This window comes from Klebsiella sp. M041, assembly GCF_059759695.1.
The window spans coordinates 1-17,959 of sequence record NZ_JCAXWU010000013.1 but is presented as its reverse complement, the minus strand read 5'-3'; the positions used below and the strand labels follow the sequence as shown (position 1 = coordinate 17,959).

Annotated in this window: 17 protein-coding genes; 12 read left to right on the top strand and 5 right to left on the bottom strand. The window is 56.1% G+C overall.

Annotation, left to right across the window (positions count from 1 at the left end; translation table 11 throughout):
* Positions 1 to 5 precede the first annotated feature (5 nt).
* Positions 6 to 1,076, bottom strand: coding sequence for a dihydroxyacetone kinase subunit DhaK (gene dhaK, locus AC6CWS_RS17535; protein ID WP_065882628.1), 1,071 nt, complete (start codon positions 1,074 to 1,076; stop codon positions 6 to 8).
* Positions 1,077 to 1,193: 117 nt separating this feature from the next.
* On the opposite strand from dhaK, the gene AC6CWS_RS17530 reads away from it, so the two are divergent.
* The 3 genes from AC6CWS_RS17530 (at position 1,194) to dhaR (ending at position 4,811) form a co-directional block, all read left to right on the top strand.
* Positions 1,194 to 1,472, top strand: coding sequence for a hypothetical protein (locus AC6CWS_RS17530; protein ID WP_158238145.1), 279 nt, complete (start codon positions 1,194 to 1,196; stop codon positions 1,470 to 1,472).
* 214 nt (positions 1,473 to 1,686) lie between these two features.
* Positions 1,687 to 2,784 carry a glycerol dehydrogenase gene (locus AC6CWS_RS17525; protein ID WP_065882629.1) on the top strand — a complete coding sequence of 366 codons (1,098 nt, stop codon included), beginning with the start codon at positions 1,687 to 1,689 and terminating at the stop codon, positions 2,782 to 2,784.
* A gap of 101 nt (positions 2,785 to 2,885) precedes the next feature.
* On the top strand, positions 2,886 to 4,811 hold the full coding sequence (gene dhaR / locus AC6CWS_RS17520) for a dihydroxyacetone kinase operon transcriptional regulator DhaR (RefSeq protein WP_044524806.1): 1,926 nt from the start codon (positions 2,886 to 2,888) through the stop codon (positions 4,809 to 4,811).
* Here dhaR and AC6CWS_RS17515 read toward each other — a convergent pair.
* Genes AC6CWS_RS17515 through AC6CWS_RS17500 form a run of 4 tightly spaced genes read right to left on the bottom strand, consistent with a single transcriptional unit; the run spans position 4,789 to position 7,307 of the window.
* Positions 4,789 to 5,319 (bottom strand): cob(I)yrinic acid a,c-diamide adenosyltransferase, encoded by a 531-nt coding sequence (locus tag AC6CWS_RS17515; RefSeq protein WP_065882630.1) that lies wholly within the window; start codon positions 5,317 to 5,319, stop codon positions 4,789 to 4,791. The two genes, dhaR and AC6CWS_RS17515, sit on opposite strands and share 23 nt — an antisense overlap.
* Positions 5,320 to 5,673: a glycerol dehydratase reactivase beta/small subunit family protein gene (locus AC6CWS_RS17510; RefSeq protein ID WP_065882631.1), complete on the bottom strand. Its 354-nt coding sequence runs from the start codon at positions 5,671 to 5,673 to the stop codon at positions 5,320 to 5,322.
* A gap of 20 nt (positions 5,674 to 5,693) precedes the next feature.
* Entirely contained in the window at positions 5,694 to 6,857 is a 1,164-nt protein-coding gene (gene dhaT, locus AC6CWS_RS17505; protein ID WP_065882632.1) for a 1,3-propanediol dehydrogenase, read from the bottom strand.
* Positions 6,858 to 6,878: 21 nt separating this feature from the next.
* Positions 6,879 to 7,307, bottom strand: a complete 429-nt coding sequence (locus AC6CWS_RS17500) for a GlcG/HbpS family heme-binding protein (protein ID WP_065882633.1) — start codon at positions 7,305 to 7,307, stop codon at positions 6,879 to 6,881.
* Between the two features lie 414 nt (positions 7,308 to 7,721).
* On the opposite strand from AC6CWS_RS17500, the gene AC6CWS_RS17495 reads away from it, so the two are divergent.
* From AC6CWS_RS17495 to AC6CWS_RS17455, 9 genes are all read left to right on the top strand, one after another.
* On the top strand, positions 7,722 to 9,389 hold the full coding sequence (locus AC6CWS_RS17495; RefSeq protein ID WP_023291059.1) for a propanediol/glycerol family dehydratase large subunit: 1,668 nt from the start codon (positions 7,722 to 7,724) through the stop codon (positions 9,387 to 9,389).
* A 12-nt stretch (positions 9,390 to 9,401) separates the two neighbouring features.
* Positions 9,402 to 9,986, top strand: a complete 585-nt coding sequence (locus AC6CWS_RS17490; RefSeq protein ID WP_065882634.1) for a propanediol/glycerol family dehydratase medium subunit — start codon at positions 9,402 to 9,404, stop codon at positions 9,984 to 9,986.
* 2 nt (positions 9,987 to 9,988) lie between these two features.
* Entirely contained in the window at positions 9,989 to 10,414 is a 426-nt protein-coding gene (locus tag AC6CWS_RS17485) for a glycerol dehydratase small subunit DhaB3 (RefSeq protein WP_023291057.1), read from the top strand.
* Positions 10,415 to 10,426: 12 nt separating this feature from the next.
* The gene (locus AC6CWS_RS17480; protein WP_065882635.1) at positions 10,427 to 12,250 is read left to right on the top strand and encodes a diol dehydratase reactivase subunit alpha; all 1,824 of its coding nucleotides are present in this window, start codon (positions 10,427 to 10,429) and stop codon (positions 12,248 to 12,250) included.
* A 53-nt stretch (positions 12,251 to 12,303) separates the two neighbouring features.
* Positions 12,304 to 13,107, top strand: a complete 804-nt coding sequence (locus AC6CWS_RS17475) for an MIP/aquaporin family protein (protein ID WP_065882675.1) — start codon at positions 12,304 to 12,306, stop codon at positions 13,105 to 13,107.
* Positions 13,108 to 13,869: 762 nt separating this feature from the next.
* On the top strand, positions 13,870 to 14,922 hold the full coding sequence (locus AC6CWS_RS17470) for a hypothetical protein (RefSeq protein ID WP_101995250.1): 1,053 nt from the start codon (positions 13,870 to 13,872) through the stop codon (positions 14,920 to 14,922).
* 639 nt (positions 14,923 to 15,561) lie between these two features.
* Complete coding sequence (locus tag AC6CWS_RS17465; RefSeq protein ID WP_202820961.1) at positions 15,562 to 16,164, top strand: fimbrial protein; 603 nt, start codon at positions 15,562 to 15,564, stop codon at positions 16,162 to 16,164.
* Positions 16,165 to 16,210: 46 nt separating this feature from the next.
* Positions 16,211 to 16,927, top strand: coding sequence for a fimbrial biogenesis chaperone (locus AC6CWS_RS17460; protein WP_158240157.1), 717 nt, complete (start codon positions 16,211 to 16,213; stop codon positions 16,925 to 16,927).
* 41 nt (positions 16,928 to 16,968) lie between these two features.
* Positions 16,969 to 17,862, top strand: a complete 894-nt coding sequence (locus tag AC6CWS_RS17455) for a FimD/PapC N-terminal domain-containing protein (RefSeq protein WP_102004659.1) — start codon at positions 16,969 to 16,971, stop codon at positions 17,860 to 17,862.
* Positions 17,863 to 17,959: the final 97 nt, after the last annotated feature.

Genomic DNA, 17,959 nt, shown 5'->3' with positions numbered 1-17,959 from the left:
GCTCCTTAGTTTCCCCAGTTCAGCGCCGGGGTATGAACCGGGGCGTCCCATAGCGCCAGCGTTTCATCATCCACTTTCAGCAGGGTGATGGAGAAGCCCGCCATATCCAGCGAGGTGCAGTAGCTGCCGACGAGGTTACGTTCGATGATGATGCCGGACGCTTCACAGCGCTGGGCGAGCCGGTGATAGACGCCGTACAGTTCGGACAGCGGCGTGGCGCCGAGGTTATTGACCATGGCGATGACCCGATCGCCATTTTGTAGCGCGGTTTTGCTCTGCTTCACTTCCTGCCACGCGCCCTTAACGGTATCCCACTGGCGCAGCGTGCGGCTGTAGGCGCCATTCTCCAGCAGGGTATCGAACATCTCATCGACGGTTTGGTCCAGTGAGCTGAAGCGACGGCGGTCGATGCCCGGCTCGCCGTGAATGCCGACGCCGAACTCCATTTCATCGTCCTGCAGGGTAAAGGAGGGTTGTCCGGCGGCCGGTACGGTGCAGGCGCCGAGGGCGATGCCAATGGAGTGGCCGAGATTATTCAGGCGGCGCCCCAGTTCAGCGCAGGCCTCCAGCGAATCGCCGCGCTCGGCGGCAGCGCCGACCAGTTTTTCGATCAGAACGGTATTGGCGACGCCGCGGCGGCCTGCGGTATAGAGACTGTCTTTCACCGCCACGTCGTCGTCGACCACCACGGTGGTGACTTTAATGCCGCTCTCATGCAGCAGCTCGGTGGCGGTTTCGAAGTTCAGGATGTCGCCGGTGTAGTTTTTGATAATCAGCAGGACGCCTTCGCCGCCGTCAATCTGCATCGCGCATTCGAACATTTTATCCGGCGTCGGCGAGGTGAAGATTTCCCCCGGGCAGGCGCCAGAGAGCATCCCCTGGCCGATATAGCCGCAGTGCATCGGCTCATGGCCGCTGCCGCCGCCGGAGAGGAGGGCGACCTTGCCGGCCACCGGCGCGTCGGCGCGGGTGACGTACAGCGGGTCCTGGTGCAGGGTCAGCTGCGGGTGGGCTTTAGCCAGCCCCTGTAATTGTTCATTCAGTACATCTTCAACACGGTTAATCAGCTTTTTCATTATTCAGTGCTCCGTTGGAGAAGGTTCGATGCGGCCTCTCTGCTGGCGGAGGCGGTCATCGCGTAGGGGTATCGTCTGACGGTGCAGCGTGCCTGGCGATATGATGATTCTGGCTGAGTGGACGAAAAAAAGAATGCCCCGGCGATCGGGTTTCATTACGAAACATCACCTGCTGATTTTGTTTCTTTATGGAACGTTTTTGCTAAGGAAACGGTGAAAATGCGAGCTGGCGCGCTTTTTTTCCTCTGCCTTAAGCGCCGGTCATCGCGGCTGGCGCAGCGGGCGGAAAAAAATTTTTTGCTAAATTTCCCCCGGCTGTGGGGAAAAAGCCTGCCGCTAAAGGGGGATGGTAAGGGAATTATGCGGCAGAGGAGCGGATCGGGATCGCAATCCTGACGAAGACTAGGGTTTTTTGTTCCAATATGGAACGTAAAAATTTAACCTGTGTTTCAAATCAGAACAAAAAGGCGAAAGATTTTTTTGTTCCGTGCCGGCCCTACAGTGATCGCACTGCTCCGGTACATTCCGTTGAGGCCGCGCTTTACCGGCCGGCGCGGATAACGCCAGGGCTCATCATGTCTACATGCGCACTTATTTGAGGGTGAAAGGAATGCTAAAAGTTATTCAATCTCCAGCCAAATATCTTCAGGGTCCTGATGCTGCTGTCCTGTTCGGTCAATATGCCAAAAACCTGGCGGAGAGCTTCTTCGTCATCGCTGACGACTTCGTGATGAAGCTGGCGGGGGAGAAAGTGGTGAATGGCCTGCAGAGTCACGATATTCGCTGCCATGCGGAACGGTTTAACGGCGAATGCAGCCATGCGGAAATTAACCGCCTGATGGCGATTTTGCAAAAACAGGGCTGCCGCGGCGTGGTTGGCATCGGCGGCGGTAAAACCCTCGATACCGCGAAGGCGATCGGTTACTACCAGAAGCTGCCGGTGGTGGTGATCCCGACCATCGCTTCGACCGATGCGCCGACCAGCGCGCTGTCGGTGATCTACACCGAAGCGGGCGAGTTTGAAGAGTATCTGATCTATCCGAAAAACCCGGATATGGTGGTGATGGACACGGCGATTATCGCCAAAGCGCCGGTACGCCTGCTGGTCTCCGGCATGGGCGATGCGCTCTCCACCTGGTTTGAGGCCAAAGCCTGCTACGATGCGCGCGCCACCAGCATGGCCGGGGGGCAGTCCACCGAGGCGGCGCTGAGCCTGGCCCGCCTGTGCTATCATACGCTGCTGGCGGAGGGCGAAAAGGCCCGTCTGGCGGCGCAGGCCGGGGTGGTGACCGAAGCGCTGGAGCGCATCATCGAAGCGAACACCTACCTCAGCGGCATTGGCTTTGAAAGCAGCGGCCTGGCCGCCGCCCACGCGATCCACAACGGTTTCACCATTCTGGAAGAGTGCCACCACCTGTATCACGGCGAGAAAGTGGCCTTCGGCACCCTGGCGCAGCTGGTGCTGCAGAACAGCCCGATGGACGAGATTGAAACCGTGCTGGGCTTCTGCCAGCGCGTCGGCCTGCCGGTGACCCTCGCGCAGATGGGCGTCAAAGAGGGGATCGACGCGAAAATCGCCGCGGTGGCGAAAGCCACCTGCGCGGAAGGGGAAACCATCCACAATATGCCGTTTGCGGTGACCCCGGAGAGCGTGCACGCCGCTATCCTCACCGCCGATCTGTTAGGCCAGCAGTGGCTGGCGCGTTAATTCGCGGTGGCTAAACCGCTGGCGCCGGTCGGCGGTTTTTCTTTCTCCCCTCTGGCAGCGGCTGCCGGAGGGGTTCTCTATGGTAAAACGCGGAAAACAGTATGACTGTTCAGACTCAGGATACCGGGAAGGCGGTCTCTTCCGTCATCGCCCAGTCATGGCATCGCTGCAGCAAGTTTATGCAGCGCGAAACCTGGCAAAAACCGCACCAGGCTCAGGGCCTGACCTTTGACTCGATCTGTCGGCGTAAAACCGCGCTGCTGACCATCGGTCAGGCGGCGCTGGAGGACGCCTGGGAGTTTATGGACGGTCGCCCCTGCGCGCTGTTTATCCTTGATGAGACCGCCTGTATTCTGAGCCGCTGCGGCGAACCGCAAACGCTGGCGCAGCTGGCTGACCTGGGGTTTCGCGACGGCAGCTACTGCGCGGAGAGCATTATCGGCACCTGCGCGCTGTCGCTGGCCGCGATGCAGGGGCAGCCGATCAACACCGCCGGCGATCGGCATTTTAAGCAGGCCCTGCAGCCATGGAGCTTTTGTTCGACGCCGGTGTTCGATAACCACGGGCGGCTGTTCGGCTCTATCTCGCTTTGCTGTCTGGTGGAGCACCAGTCCAGCGCCGACCTCTCCCTGACGCTGGCCATCGCCCGCGAGGTGGGCAATTCCCTGCTCACCGACAGCCTGCTGGCGGAATCCAACCGCCACCTCAATCAAATGTACGGCCTGCTGGAGAGCATGGACGACGGGGTGATGGCGTGGAACGAACAGGGGGTACTGCAATTTCTCAATGTTCAGGCGGCGAGACTGCTGCATCTTGATGCCCAGGCCAGCCAGGGAAAAAATATCGCCGATCTGGTGACCCTGCCGGCGCTGCTGCGCCGCGCCATCAAACACGCCCGCGGCCTGAATCACGTTGAAGTCACCTTTGAAAGCCAGCACCAGTTTATCGACGCGGTGATCACCTTAAAACCGATTGTCGAGTCGCAAGGCAACAGCTTTATTCTGCTGCTGCACCCGGTGGAGCAGATGCGGCAGCTGATGACCAGCCAACTGGGCAAAGTCAGCCACACCTTTGAGCAGATGTCAGCCGACGATCCGGAAACCCGGCGGCTGATCCACTTTGGCCGCCAGGCGGCGCGCGGCGGCTTTCCGGTACTGCTGTGCGGTGAAGAGGGGGTGGGGAAAGAGCTGCTGAGCCAGGCCATCCACAATGAAAGCGAGCGGGCGGGCGGCCCCTACATCGCCGTCAACTGCCAGCTGTATGCCGACAGCGTGCTGGGCCAGGACTTTATGGGGAGCGCCCCCACCGATGATGAAAATGGCCGCCTGAGCCGCCTTGAGCTGGCCAACGGCGGCACCCTGTTTCTGGAAAAAATTGAGTATCTGGCGCCGGAGCTGCAGTCCGCCCTGCTGCAGGTGATTAAGCAGGGAGTGCTTACCCGCCTCGACGCCCGCCGCCTGATCCCGGTGGATGTGAAGGTGATCGCCACCACCACCGTCGATCTGGCCAACCTGGTGGAACAGAACCGCTTTAGCCGCCAGCTGTACTATGCGCTGCACTCTTTCGAGATCGTCATTCCGCCGCTGCGCGCCCGGCGCAACAGTATCCCGTCGCTGGTGCATAACCGGCTGAAAAGCCTGGAAAAGCGTTTCTCTTCCCGGCTGAAAGTGGACGATGACGCGCTGGCCCAGCTGGTGGCCTACTCGTGGCCGGGAAATGATTTTGAGCTTAACAGCGTGATAGAGAACATCGCCATCAGCAGCGATAACGGCCACATTCGCCTGAGCAACCTGCCGGAATATCTCTTTTCCGATCGGCCGGGGGCCGATAGCGGCTCATCGCTGCTGCCGGCCAGTCTGACCTTTAGCGCCATCGAAAAAGAGGCCATCATCCACGCCGCCCGGGTGACCAGCGGGCGGGTGCAGGAGATGTCGCAACTGCTGAATATCGGCCGCACCACCCTGTGGCGCAAAATGAAGCAGTACGATATCGACGCCAGCCAGTTCAAGCGCAAGCATCAGGCCTAGTCTCCTCGATACGCGCCATGGAGAACAGGGCGTCCGACAGACGATTGCTGTAGCGTTTGAGCGCGTCGCGCAGAGGGTGCGAGCGGTCCATGGCCGTCAGCAGACGTTCCAGCCGACGAGCCAGGGTGCGCGCCACGTGCAGCTGGGCGGAGGAGAGATTCTTCCCCGGGATCACAAACTGTTTCAGGGGGCCGCTTTCGGCCATATTGCGGTCGATAAGTCGCTCCAGGGCGGTGATCTCCTCCTCGCCGATCGTCTGGCTCAGGCGGACCAGGCCCCGTGCATCGCTGGCCAGTTCAGCCCCCAGCGCGAACAGCGTCTCCTGAATCTGATGCAGACTTTCCCGCAGCCCGGCGTCGCGGGTGGTGGCGTAGCAGACGCCCAGCTGGGATATCAGTTCATCGACGGTGCCGTAGGCCTCGACGCGAATATGGTCTTTCTCGATGCGGCTGCCGCCGTACAGGGCGGTGGTGCCTTTATCTCCGGTGCGGGTATAGATACGGTACATTCAGCTTCTCTCACTTAACGGCAGGACTTTCACCAGCTGCCCGGCGTTGGCGCCGAGCGTACGCAGATGATCGCGGCTATCGGTGACGTGCCCGGTCGCCAGCGGCGCGTCCGCCGGCAGCTGGGCATGGGTTAGCGTGATCTCGCCGGCTGCGCTGAGCCCAATGCCCACCCGCAGCGTCGAGCTTCTGGCCGCCAGGGCGCTCAGCGTACCGGCGTCACCGCCTTCGTCGCAGGATACGGTCTGGCAGGGGACTCCCTGCTCCTCCAGCCCCCAGCACAGCTCATTGATGGCGCAGGCATAGTGCCCGCGCGGATCGTAAAACAGGCGTACGCCCGGCGGTGAAAGCGACATGACGGTCCCCTCGTTAACACTCAGAATGCCTGGCGGAAAATCGCGGCAATCTCCTGCTCGTTGCCCTTACGCGGGTTCGAGAACGCGTTGCCGTCTTTCAGGGCCATCTCCGCCATGTACGAGAAGTCGGCCTCTTTCACCCCCAGATCGCGCAGATGCTGCGGAATCCCGATATCCATCGACAGACGCGCGATGGCGGCGATAGCTTTTTCCGCCGCATCGAGGGTCGACAGTCCGGCGATATTTTCGCCCATCAGTTCGGCGATATCGGCGAATTTTTCCGGGTTGGCGATCAGGTTATAGCGAGCCACGTGCGGCAGCAGGACGGCGTTGGCCACGCCGTGCGGCATGTCGTACAGCCCGCCCAGCTGATGCGCCATGGCGTGCACATAACCGAGGTTGGCGTTATTGAAGGCCATCCCGGCCAGCAGAGAGGCGTAGGCCATGTTTTCCCGCGCCTGAAGATTGCTGCCGAGGGCGACGGCCTGGCGCAGGTTGCGGGCGATGAGGCGGATCGCCTGCATGGCGGCGGCGTCAGTCACCGGGTTGGCGTCTTTAGAGATATAGGCCTCTACGGCGTGGGTCAGGGCATCCATCCCGGTCGCCGCGGTCAGGGCGGCCGGTTTGCCGATCATCAGCAGCGGATCGTTGATGGAGACCGACGGCAGGTTGCGCCAGCTGACGATCACAAACTTCACTTTGGTTTGGGTGTTGGTCAGGACGCAGTGGCGGGTGACCTCGCTGGCGGTGCCGGCGGTGGTGTTGACCGCGACGATGGGCGGCAGCGGGTTGGTCAGGGTCTCAATCCCGGCATACTGATAAAGATCGCCCTCATGGGTGGCGGCGATGCCGATGCCTTTGCCGCAGTCGTGCGGGCTGCCGCCGCCCACGGTGACGATAAGGTCGCACTGCTCGCGGCGAAACACGGCGAGACCGTCGCGCACGTTGGTGTCTTTCGGGTTCGGCTCGACGCCGTCAAAGATCGCCACCTCGATACCGGCCTCTCGCAGATAATGCAGAGTTTTATCCACCGCGCCATCTTTTATCGCCCGCAGGCCTTTGTCGGTAACCAGCAGGGCTTTTTTACCCCCCAGCAGCTTGCAGCGTTCACCGACCACGGAAATAGCGTTGGGACCAAAAAAGTTAACGTTTGGCACCAGATAATCAAACATACGATAGCTCATAATATACCTTCTCGCTTCAGGTTATAATGCGGAAAAACAATCCAGGGCGCACTGGGCTAATAATTGATCCTGTTCGACCGTACCGCCGCTAACGCCGACGGCACCAATTATCTGCTGGTTTAAAATAACCGGCAGGCCGCCGCCAAAAATAATGATTCGCTGTTGATTGGTCAGCTGCAGACCATACAGAGATTGTCCGGGCTGAACCGCTGGCGTAATTTCATGGGTGCCTTGTTTCAGGCTGCAGGCGCTCCAGGCTTTATTCAACGAAATATCGCAGCTGGAGACAAAGGCTTCGTCCATCCGCTGGACAAGCAGCGTGTTGCCGCCGCGGTCAACCACGGAAAATACCACCGATACGTTGATCTCATTAGCTTTTTTCTCCACTGCCGCCGCCATTTTCTGGGCGGCGGCCAGGGTGATAGTCTGAATGTGTTGGCTCTTGTTCATGATTATCTCCCGCGCCAGGGTAATGCTGACGCGAATAGTCAGTAGGGGGCGAAAGTAAAAAAACTATCGCCACGCGGTTGGCTTAATTTATTTTTCTCAGCGTTATTTTGTCGCCCGCCATGATTTAGTCAACAGGTCTAAAAAGGCCTCAGAAAAACGCGGTGGCGGGCTTTTTTTATTAATTGATTTATATCAATGCTGGCGATCACATTTTTATTTTAGCCGTTGCGGCGGGGTTTCATAGTGAAACTGTTTGCCGATTTAACGTGCCAGATTGAAACAAAATTAAATTTATTTTTTTCACCAGTGGCTCATTTAAAGTTCCGCTATTGCCGGTAATGGCCGGGCGGGCAGCGACGCTGGCCCGGCGTGTTCGCTACCGTCTGCGGATTTCACCTTTTGAGCCCATGAACAATGAAAAGATCAAAACGATTTGCAGTACTGGCCCAGCGCCCCGTCAATCAGGACGGGCTGATTGGCGAGTGGCCTGAAGAGGGACTGATCGCCATGGAAAGCCCCTTTGACCCGGTCTCGTCGGTCAAAGTGGAAAACGGTCGGATCGTCGAGCTGGACGGCAAGCGCCGGGACCAGTTTGATATGATCGACCGGTTTATCGCCGACTACGCGATCAACATTGAGCGCACGGAGCAGGCGATGCGTCTGGAGGCGCTGGAGATAGCCCGCATGCTGGTGGATATCCACGTCAGCCGGGAGGAGATCATCGCCATCACCACCGCCATCACGCCGGCCAAAGCGGTTGAAGTCATGGCGCAGATGAACGTGGTGGAGATGATGATGGCGCTGCAAAAGATGCGCGCCCGCCGAACGCCCTCCAACCAGTGCCATGTCACCAACCTGAAGGATAATCCGGTGCAGATTGCCGCCGACGCCGCCGAGGCCGGGATCCGCGGCTTCTCCGAGCAGGAGACCACGGTCGGTATTGCGCGCTATGCCCCGTTTAACGCCCTGGCGCTGCTGGTCGGCTCGCAGTGCGGCCGCCCCGGCGTGTTGACGCAATGCTCGGTGGAAGAGGCCACCGAGCTGGAGCTGGGCATGCGTGGCTTAACCAGTTACGCCGAGACGGTGTCAGTCTACGGCACCGAGGCGGTATTTACCGACGGCGATGACACCCCATGGTCAAAGGCGTTCCTCGCCTCGGCCTACGCCTCCCGGGGGCTGAAAATGCGCTACACCTCCGGCACCGGCTCCGAAGCGCTGATGGGCTATTCGGAGAGCAAGTCGATGCTCTACCTCGAATCGCGTTGCATCTTCATTACCAAAGGCGCCGGGGTGCAGGGTCTACAGAACGGGGCGGTGAGCTGCATCGGCATGACCGGCGCCGTGCCCTCGGGCATTCGGGCGGTGCTGGCGGAAAATCTGATCGCCTCCATGCTCGACCTCGAAGTGGCCTCGGCCAACGACCAGACCTTCTCCCACTCGGATATCCGCCGCACCGCGCGCACCCTGATGCAGATGCTGCCGGGCACCGACTTTATTTTCTCCGGCTACAGCGCGGTGCCGAACTACGACAACATGTTCGCCGGCTCGAACTTCGATGCGGAAGATTTTGATGATTACAACATCCTGCAGCGCGACCTGATGGTTGACGGTGGACTGCGTCCAGTGACCGAGGCGGAAACCATCGCCATTCGCCAGAAAGCGGCGCGGGCGATCCAGGCGGTCTTTCGCGAGCTGGGGCTGCCGCCGATCGCCGACGAGGAGGTGGAGGCCGCCACCTACGCGCACGGCAGCAACGAGATGCCGCCGCGTAACGTGGTGGAGGACCTGAGTGCGGTGGAAGAGATGATGAAGCGCAATATTACCGGCCTCGATATTGTCGGCGCGCTAAGCCGCAGCGGCTTTGAGGATATCGCCAGCAATATTCTCAATATGCTGCGCCAGCGGGTCACCGGCGATTACCTGCAGACCTCGGCCATTCTCGATCGACAGTTCGAGGTGGTGAGCGCGGTCAACGACATCAATGACTATCAGGGGCCGGGCACCGGCTATCGCATCTCAGCCGAACGCTGGGCGGAGATCAAAAATATTCCGGGCGTGGTCCAGCCCGACACCATTGAATAAGGCGGTATTCCTGTGCAACAGACAACCCAAATTCAGCCCTCTTTTACCCTGAAAACCCGCGAGGGCGGGGCGGCTTCTGCCGATGAACGCGCCGATGAAGTGGTGATCGGCGTCGGCCCCGCCTTCGATAAACATCAGCATCACACTCTGATCGATATGCCCCATGGCGCGATCCTTAAAGAGCTGATTGCCGGGGTGGAGGAAGAGGGACTTCACGCCCGGGTGGTGCGCATTTTGCGGACCTCCGACGTCTCCTTTATGGCCTGGGATGCGGCGAACCTGAGCGGATCCGGGATCGGCATCGGTATCCAGTCGAAGGGGACCACGGTCATCCATCAGCGCGATCTGCTGCCGCTCAGCAACCTGGAGCTGTTCTCCCAGGCGCCGCTGCTGACGCTGGAGACCTACCGGCAGATTGGCAAAAACGCCGCGCGCTATGCGCGCAACGAGTCACCTTCGCCGGTGCCGGTGGTGAACGACCAGATGGTGCGGCCGAAATTTATGGCCAAAGCCGCCCTGTTTCATATCAAAGAGACCAAACATGTGGTGCAGGACGCCGAGCCCGTCTCCCTGCACGTCGACTTAGTAAGGGAGTGACCATGAGCGAGAAAACCATGCGCGTGCAGGATTATCCGTTAGCCACCCGCTGCCCGGAGCATATCCTGACGCCCACCGGCAAACCATTGACCGACATCACCCTCGAGAAAGTGCTCTCTGGCGAGGTGGGCCCGCAGGATGTGCGGATCTCCCGGCAAACCCTTGAGTACCAGGCGCAGATTGCCGAGCAGATGCAGCGCCATGCGGTGGCGCGCAATTTTCGCCGCGCGGCGGAGCTTATCGCCATCCCTGACGAGCGCATTCTGGCTATCTATAACGCGCTGCGCCCGTTCCGCTCCTCGCAGGCGGAGCTGCTGGCGATCGCCGACGAGCTGGAGCACACCTGGCATGCGACGGTGAATGCCGCCTTTGTCCGGGAGGCGGCGGAAGTGTATCAGCAGCGGCATAAGCTGCGTAAAGGAAGCTAAGCGGAGGTCAGCATGCCGTTAATAGCCGGGATTGATATCGGCAACGCCACCACCGAGGTGGCGCTGGCGTCCGACGACCCGCAGGCGAGGACGTTTGTTGCCAGCGGGATCGTCGCGACGACGGGCATGAAAGGGACGCGGGACAATATCGCCGGGACCCTCGCCGCGCTGGAGCAGGCTCTGGCGAAAACGCCATGGTCAATGCGCGATGTGTCTCGCATCTATCTTAACGAAGCCGCGCCGGTCATTGGCGATGTGGCGATGGAGACCATCACCGAGACCATTATCACCGAGTCAACCATGATCGGTCATAACCCGCAGACCCCGGGCGGGGTGGGCGTCGGCGTGGGGACGACCATCGCCCTCGGCCGGCTGGCGACGCTGCCGGCGGCGCAGTATGCCGAGGGGTGGATCGCGCTGATTGACGACGCTGTCGATTTCCTTGACGCCGTGTGGTGGCTCAATGAGGCGATCGACCGCGGGATCAACGTGGTGGCGGCGATCCTCAAAAAGGACGACGGCGTGCTGGTGAACAACCGCCTGCGCAAAACCCTGCCGGTGGTGGATGAAGTGACGCTCCTGGAGCACGTGCCCGAGGGGGTGATGGCGGCGGTGGAGGTAGCCGCGCCGGGTCAGGTGGTGCGGATCCTGTCGAATCCCTACGGCATCGCCACCTTCTTTGGGCTGAGCCCGGAGGAGACCCAGGCCATCGTCCCCATCGCCCGCGCGCTGATTGGCAACCGCTCAGCGGTGGTGCTCAAGACCCCCCAGGGCGACGTGCAGTCGCGGGTGATCCCGGCGGGAAAGATCTACATCAGCGGCGAAAAGCGCCGTGGAGAAGCCGATGTCGCCGAGGGCGCGGAGGGGATCATGCAGGCGATAAGCGCCTGCGCTCCGGTACGCGACATCCGCGGCGAACCGGGCACCCACGCCGGCGGCATGCTCGAGCGGGTGCGCAAGGTGATGGCGTCCCTGACCGGCCATGAGATGAGCGCGATCCACATCCAGGATCTGCTGGCGGTGGATACATTTGTTCCGCGCAAGGTGCAGGGCGGGATGGCTGGGGAGTGCGCCATGGAGAATGCCGTCGGGATAGCGGCGATGGTGAAATCGGATCGTCTGCAGATGCAGGTTATCGCCCGCGAGCTGAGCGCCCGACTCCAGACTGAGGTGGTCGTGGGCGGCGTGGAGGCCAACATGGCCATCGCCGGGGCGTTAACCACGCCGGGCTGTGCGGCGCCGCTGGCGATCCTCGACCTCGGCGCTGGTTCGACGGATGCGGCGATCGTCAGCGCGGAGGGGCAGATCGCCGCGGTGCATCTCGCCGGGGCGGGAAATATGGTCAGCCTGCTGATTAAAACCGAGCTGGGTCTCGAGGATCTTTCGCAGGCGGAAGCGATAAAAAAATACCCGCTGGCCAAAGTGGAAAGCCTGTTCAGTATCCGCCACGAGAATGGCGCAGTGGAGTTCTTCCGGGAAGCCCTCAGCCCGGCGGTGTTCGCCAAAGTGGTGTACATCAAGGAGGGCGAACTGGTGCCGATCGATAACGCCAGCCCGCTGGAAAAAATTCGTCTTGTGCGCCGCCAGGCGAAGGAGAAAGTGTTTGTTACCAACTGCCTGCGCGCGCTGCGCCAGGTCTCCCCCGGCGGTTCCATTCGCGATATCGCCTTTGTGGTGCTGGTGGGCGGCTCATCGCTGGATTTTGAGATCCCGCAGCTGATCACCGACGCCCTGTCGCACTACGGCGTGGTCGCCGGGCAGGGCAACATTCGGGGAACAGAAGGGCCGCGCAATGCGGTCGCCACCGGGCTGGTGCTGGCCGGTCATGCCGATTAAGCCGGCGCTCGCGCCAGCCTCTCTCTATAACGTGCTATTTCAGGATGCCAATGATGAACCAGACTTCTAGCTTAACCGGGCAGTGCGTGGCCGAGTTTCTTGGCACCGGACTGCTCATTTTCTTCGGCGCGGGCTGTGTCGCTGCGCTGCGGGTCGCCGGAGCCAGCTTTGGCCAGTGGGAAATCAGTATTATCTGGGGCCTCGGCGTCGCCATGGCCATCTATCTGACGGCTGGCGTCTCCGGCGCGCACCTTAATCCGGCCGTCACTATTGCCCTGTGGCTGTTCGCCTGTTTTGAACGCCGTAAAGTACTGCCGTTTATTGTCGCCCAGACGGCCGGGGCATTCTGCGCCGCCGCCCTGGTGTACGGGCTCTATCGTCAGCTGTTTCTCGATCTTGAACAGAGCCAGCATATCGTTCGCGGTACCGTCGCCAGCCTTAACCTGGCCGGGGTCTTTTCCACCTACCCGCATCCGCATATCACCTTTTGGCAGGCGTTTGCCGTAGAGACCACCATCACGGCGATCCTGATGGCGATGATCATGGCTCTGACCGACGACGGCAATGGCATCCCGCGCGGGCCGCTGGCGCCGTTGCTGATTGGCTTGCTGATCGCCGTGATCGGCGCGTCGATGGGGCCGCTAACCGGCTTTGCGCTGAATCCGGCGCGTGATTTTGGCCCTAAACTGTTTACCAGTCTGGCCGGCTGGGGCGCGATCGCCTTTACCGGCGGGCAGTCGATACCCTACTTTTGGGTGCCGCTGCTGGCGCCGGTGGTGGGGGCGATTATGGGGGCGTTTTTATACCGCAAGCTTATCGGCCACCATCTGCCGTGCGAATGCGCGGTAAACGACTAAGGCGAACCCTGCTGGGCTCCGGCGGTTAAGGATGTTTCGCTAGCGCCTGAGATGCTGAGTTCGGCTTTTCAGCATTGGAGCTTATGGTATACGCCTTGTGTACGTTTGTTTTCCTCTTCATTTGTTCCTTTCCTGTGACTGATGACCTCTGCTGAGGTCGTCAGCTGTCTCTTAGAATTAATGACGTAAGTCTGTAGCTTCGGGTCTCCACATTAGCGATAAACCGGTAAAGTCCCATGCCACACGGGAAAGATCGTCTATCCTGGTGAGTACAGTATCGACTGTGCGCAGGCTCACTATGTATCAGAGGCTGAGGAAGGCGGGGGCTCTATGACGCGATATGAACTGTTTTAAGTTATATTTATGAAGCGAAGTTGCCAGGTTTAAGCAGTTTATTCCATGTTGAAGGTTGTTACTTTTCCTGTTTATCTATTTTCGATGATATTGATAGTTTTTTTATCTTCTGCATTATCTTTTGGCATCAACAATACCCCTCTTTAATACTCACATTAGTTGTTAAATGATTGTCATTTTTTTGTTTATTTAAGTGAAAATAAAACAGAGGGTTTGTTTTAAAAATAATGTTCATCTTGAAAATACTATCTAAAAATGGACATTGCCAATGATATATATTGACATTAATGCCGGTGATGAACTGCAAGATATTAAGCTTACGTATAGATATGTAAAAAAACACATAGAAAATAATTGATCCCAAATAAGCGGTTTTTTATGATTGCCTGTAACATTTGGGGAATAAATATGAATGGCATAAAGATACTTATTTTTAGCTTGTTGGGACTTTTAATAACCTGCTATTCCGCCGGCGCAATGGCAAATGTGGCATGTGGTTCTGAAGCCAGTCTCCCCGCGGGAACGCTGAATATCGGGTTTACACCGGCGCCTTCAGTGATTCAAAAATCGGCTGGCGTGTATGATGTCAGAACAGTGTCCGATCATGGCGTAGTCGGCGATTTGGTGTATACCGCTTCCGTGCAATGTATTTCCGACACGGATGGGCCGATACATTATGTGCCCCTCGTTTTTAACGGTGCCTGTATGGGGATGTTCGGATTTGAATTCGAACTGGAACCGACCTTTTGTCGCGCTATTGTGAATCATTTCCTCACCGATCCTCATGCTGTGAGCAGTCAACCGATCAACGCGAAATCTGGCACTCCCTTCATGGTTTCAGCCAGGGTTGCATTACCATTAGCACTGAAAAACCACCACGGCAGCGGCAGCTTTACGCTCGACCTGAATAGTTCTTCAGTTAAGGATGGAGTCAGACACCAAGCTTCAAACGCGCCAATCACTGCAGGAAAAAACATTTTTCTTGGCGGACAAGTGGTCTCTTACAACGGGCCACAGCTCATAAAATTTGTTACTGTGCCACCTACCTGTGTATTTGAACTGAATGATGTCGATTTTCAGAATCAGACGCAGGAACATGTGATGAAAAATACTGTCATGCCATTGCATACTACATTGTCTGCAAACTGCAATGAGGCTTTGAGCGGCGTAAAAGTGAAATTTACCAGTCCCAATGGTTATATGCAGCAGCCAGGGGTGATTAAATCTAATCTTAATGATTTAGGTTTTCTGCTGGTCTGGGCAGACGATATTTTGGCTTCTAAAGGTACAGCCGTTGAATTTACCAGGGATTACACGCTCGCGGACAGGTTGTTTGCCAGCGCCAGCACTACGACAATTAATTTACCAATAGATGTTACCCCCTATTATAATGCCAGCTCAGGATCCAGTATCACGGGGCAAGTCAGAAGTTCTATCACTGCTGAAATTAATTACTGGTGATCTGTGATGAAAAAAATGTGTTGTATATTACTGCCAATGTTGATGGCCCCGGCTCTGCAGGCGAGTACCGTTACGGCAAATAATGGCACAGCCAGCGTGAGCGCAAATCTGGCGATGACGATAGCGACTGATAACTGTACGATTAGCAACAGCAGCTCAATAAGAACTAACGTTGTATTTGATGATATTTCAGTTGAAGATCTCAGACAGCATACGACTTTCACTGAGGATATTCCGCTAGAGATAACGTGTTCACCCGGCGCGACGGCCGCGTTGATCTCGGTATCGCCAGCGCCTGGGTACCAACTCGTCACCGATGGCTCTGATGGTCGGGTGACTACCGACTTAGCGGGGGTCGGCCTGGCCGTATACTGGCAATCTACGGTATCCGAGGTCAATATGTCCCCTGGTTTTAACACCCGATTTAACTACCGAGGCCAGCCAATCAATGCGAGCCTCCTTGTTAAACCTGTAGCTATTAACGCTAATATATCTCCAGGTGACTACCATTCTGCTATCGTGGTAGCCGTCACCTATATTTAAATGCTGAATGTGTAAAAAAGCATAATCATTAAAATTGTTTTTTGTTGTTGTATATATATAGTGTCTTTGCCCACTTTGTTTAATTAAATCTAGGAAATGATGATGTTCGCTATTAAGAAAAAAGCAGTGTGTGTTGCAGTTGTATCTATTATTTCTTCTTTATCTTTTGCTGCTAGCGCTGCGCCTACTGCAACGGCTAACGGTGGTACTATTAATTTCACCGGTAAAGTGACTGACGTAACCTGTACGGTTAAGCTGAACGGCGGGACTAACTCCGGTACGGTGGCACTGCCTCCGGTATCCACGGCATCTCTTGCCAAAAGCGGTGATGTTGCCGGAATGACCAGTTTCACTGTCTCTCTCGATAACTGTAAATCTGCTGGCGCAACTCTGGCGGCGGGTAAAACAGCAGCGGTCTTCTTCGAAGCCGGCGCGGATGTGGATTCTGCCACTGGCTTATTGTTAAACCATAAAGCGAGCGGTGCGGGTGCCGTTGCCCTTGAATTAGTGGATAACAGCAACAGCAGCCACCACGCGATTATCGCCGGTGACGCTGCACAGCAGGCGAATACCACCAAAATTGCCATTGATCCTCAGGGCACCACCATTCTGCCTTACGCGGTACGTTACCATGCAACTGGTGCTGCGACTGCCGGCGATGTCGAATCCAGCGTTGTTTATTCTGTGATGTACAATTAATAAAAATACTCTCCCCATGCAAATGGGGAGAGTATGGAGTCTGGCAATGAGTTATCCATTACACCGCCTCATGTCGGTATTATCGCTGACAATGTCTATTATTATGGCTGCAAACGTTTCAGCTTCATCGATTATCAATGGTACCCGGTTTATATATCCTTCTGATGAACGTGAGATAACCGTTCAGGTTGATAATAAAAACAGCTATCCGGTACTGTTACAAAGTTGGATCGATGATGGACATTCACAAATAGAACCAGAAAAGATGAATGTGCCTTTCATTTTGACCCCTCCGTTAACCAGAGTCGAAGCTGGTAAGGGACAGACGCTGCGAATTAACTATATCGGCGCCGATCTTTCACCCGACCGTGAACATGTTTTTTGGTTAAATGTGCTGGAGATACCACCAAATGAAAAAGATACTAAAAATCATTTACAGGTTGCCTTCAGAAGTCGATTAAAGCTTTTTTGGCGACCATCTCAACTTTCTAACGGCGCTGCGACAGCGCAGGAAAAGTTGTCATGGAAGGTTGCTGGTGACTCAATCATTATTAAAAACCCGACACCCTATTATATTACGCTGGCTGCGGTGAGTATTACCCATAACGGTAAGAAAACGATTGTCAATGGTTCAATGATTGAGCCAATGGGAACAACATCATTAAAAAATTATATCAATGTTAACAGCACAGATAAGGTTGAAGCAGAATATATAAATGATTTCGGGGCTCATAAAAGCATCACTATTAAATACTTGCCATAATTAACTCGCATTTTATATGCATCTAGATATCTTAGAATAACATGAAAATATCTCTTACTGCTTTTTCTGTAAATAAAGCTTTATGGTTTCCTGTGTGTGCTTTTTTTTCTGTAAATGCGCTTGCAGATGGAGTTGTTAATCACGATATCGTGGATGCTGATACGCTTGCGAACAACACACAGTTCGATCCCGTATTCATCAACTCCTCTTTCAAGAAAAATATCGATCTCAAACAATTTTCTATTGCTGGCAATGTACCTGAAGGCGATTACCAGGCAGATGTTTATATTAATGAAATTTTATCCTACAGCGAAAGGGTTAAATTTAGAAGGAATAAAGCTGGAAAAGTTGTACCGTGTTTATCAGAATCGATGTTAAAGCATCTTCATCTTAAAGAAAATGTGATAAAAAATAAGGTCGATTTCGCTTCATGTCCTGAATTATCCAATTTAATCCCCGGCAGTAGCGTCAAGTTTGATGCCAGTAGCCAACGACTCGATATCTCTGTACCACAAAAATTTATTTTGCATCTTTCGCAAGGTGAAGTTCCTGAGTCGGAGTGGGATAGTGGGATCGCCGCAGCGTTCGTCGGATATAATTTTAATACCTATGAAAGTAGTACCCATGGCTCGCATTATAACTCTGACTATCTTGGCCTGAATAGCGGCATGAATATCGGTGGTTGGTTCTTCAGACATAATGGCACCTGGACCAGCCAAACGAATCAACAAAGCCGATACCATGCCCTGAATACCTATGTCCAGCATGACATTAATGGCATTAAAGGGCGAGTGGTTATTGGCCAGTCAAACACCTCCGGTCGACTTTTTGATACATTACCGTTCACCGGCGTCTCTGTCATGTCGGACGATCAGATGTTACCGCAGTCGAGACGCGGTTATGCACCTGAGATTAGGGGGGTGGGGCTTTGTTGAATAAATCAGATTTCGGGTAAGTCTCCCCCGTAGCGGGTTGTGTTTTCAGGCAATACGCACGCTTTCAGGCATACCTGCTTTCGTCATTTTGTTCAGC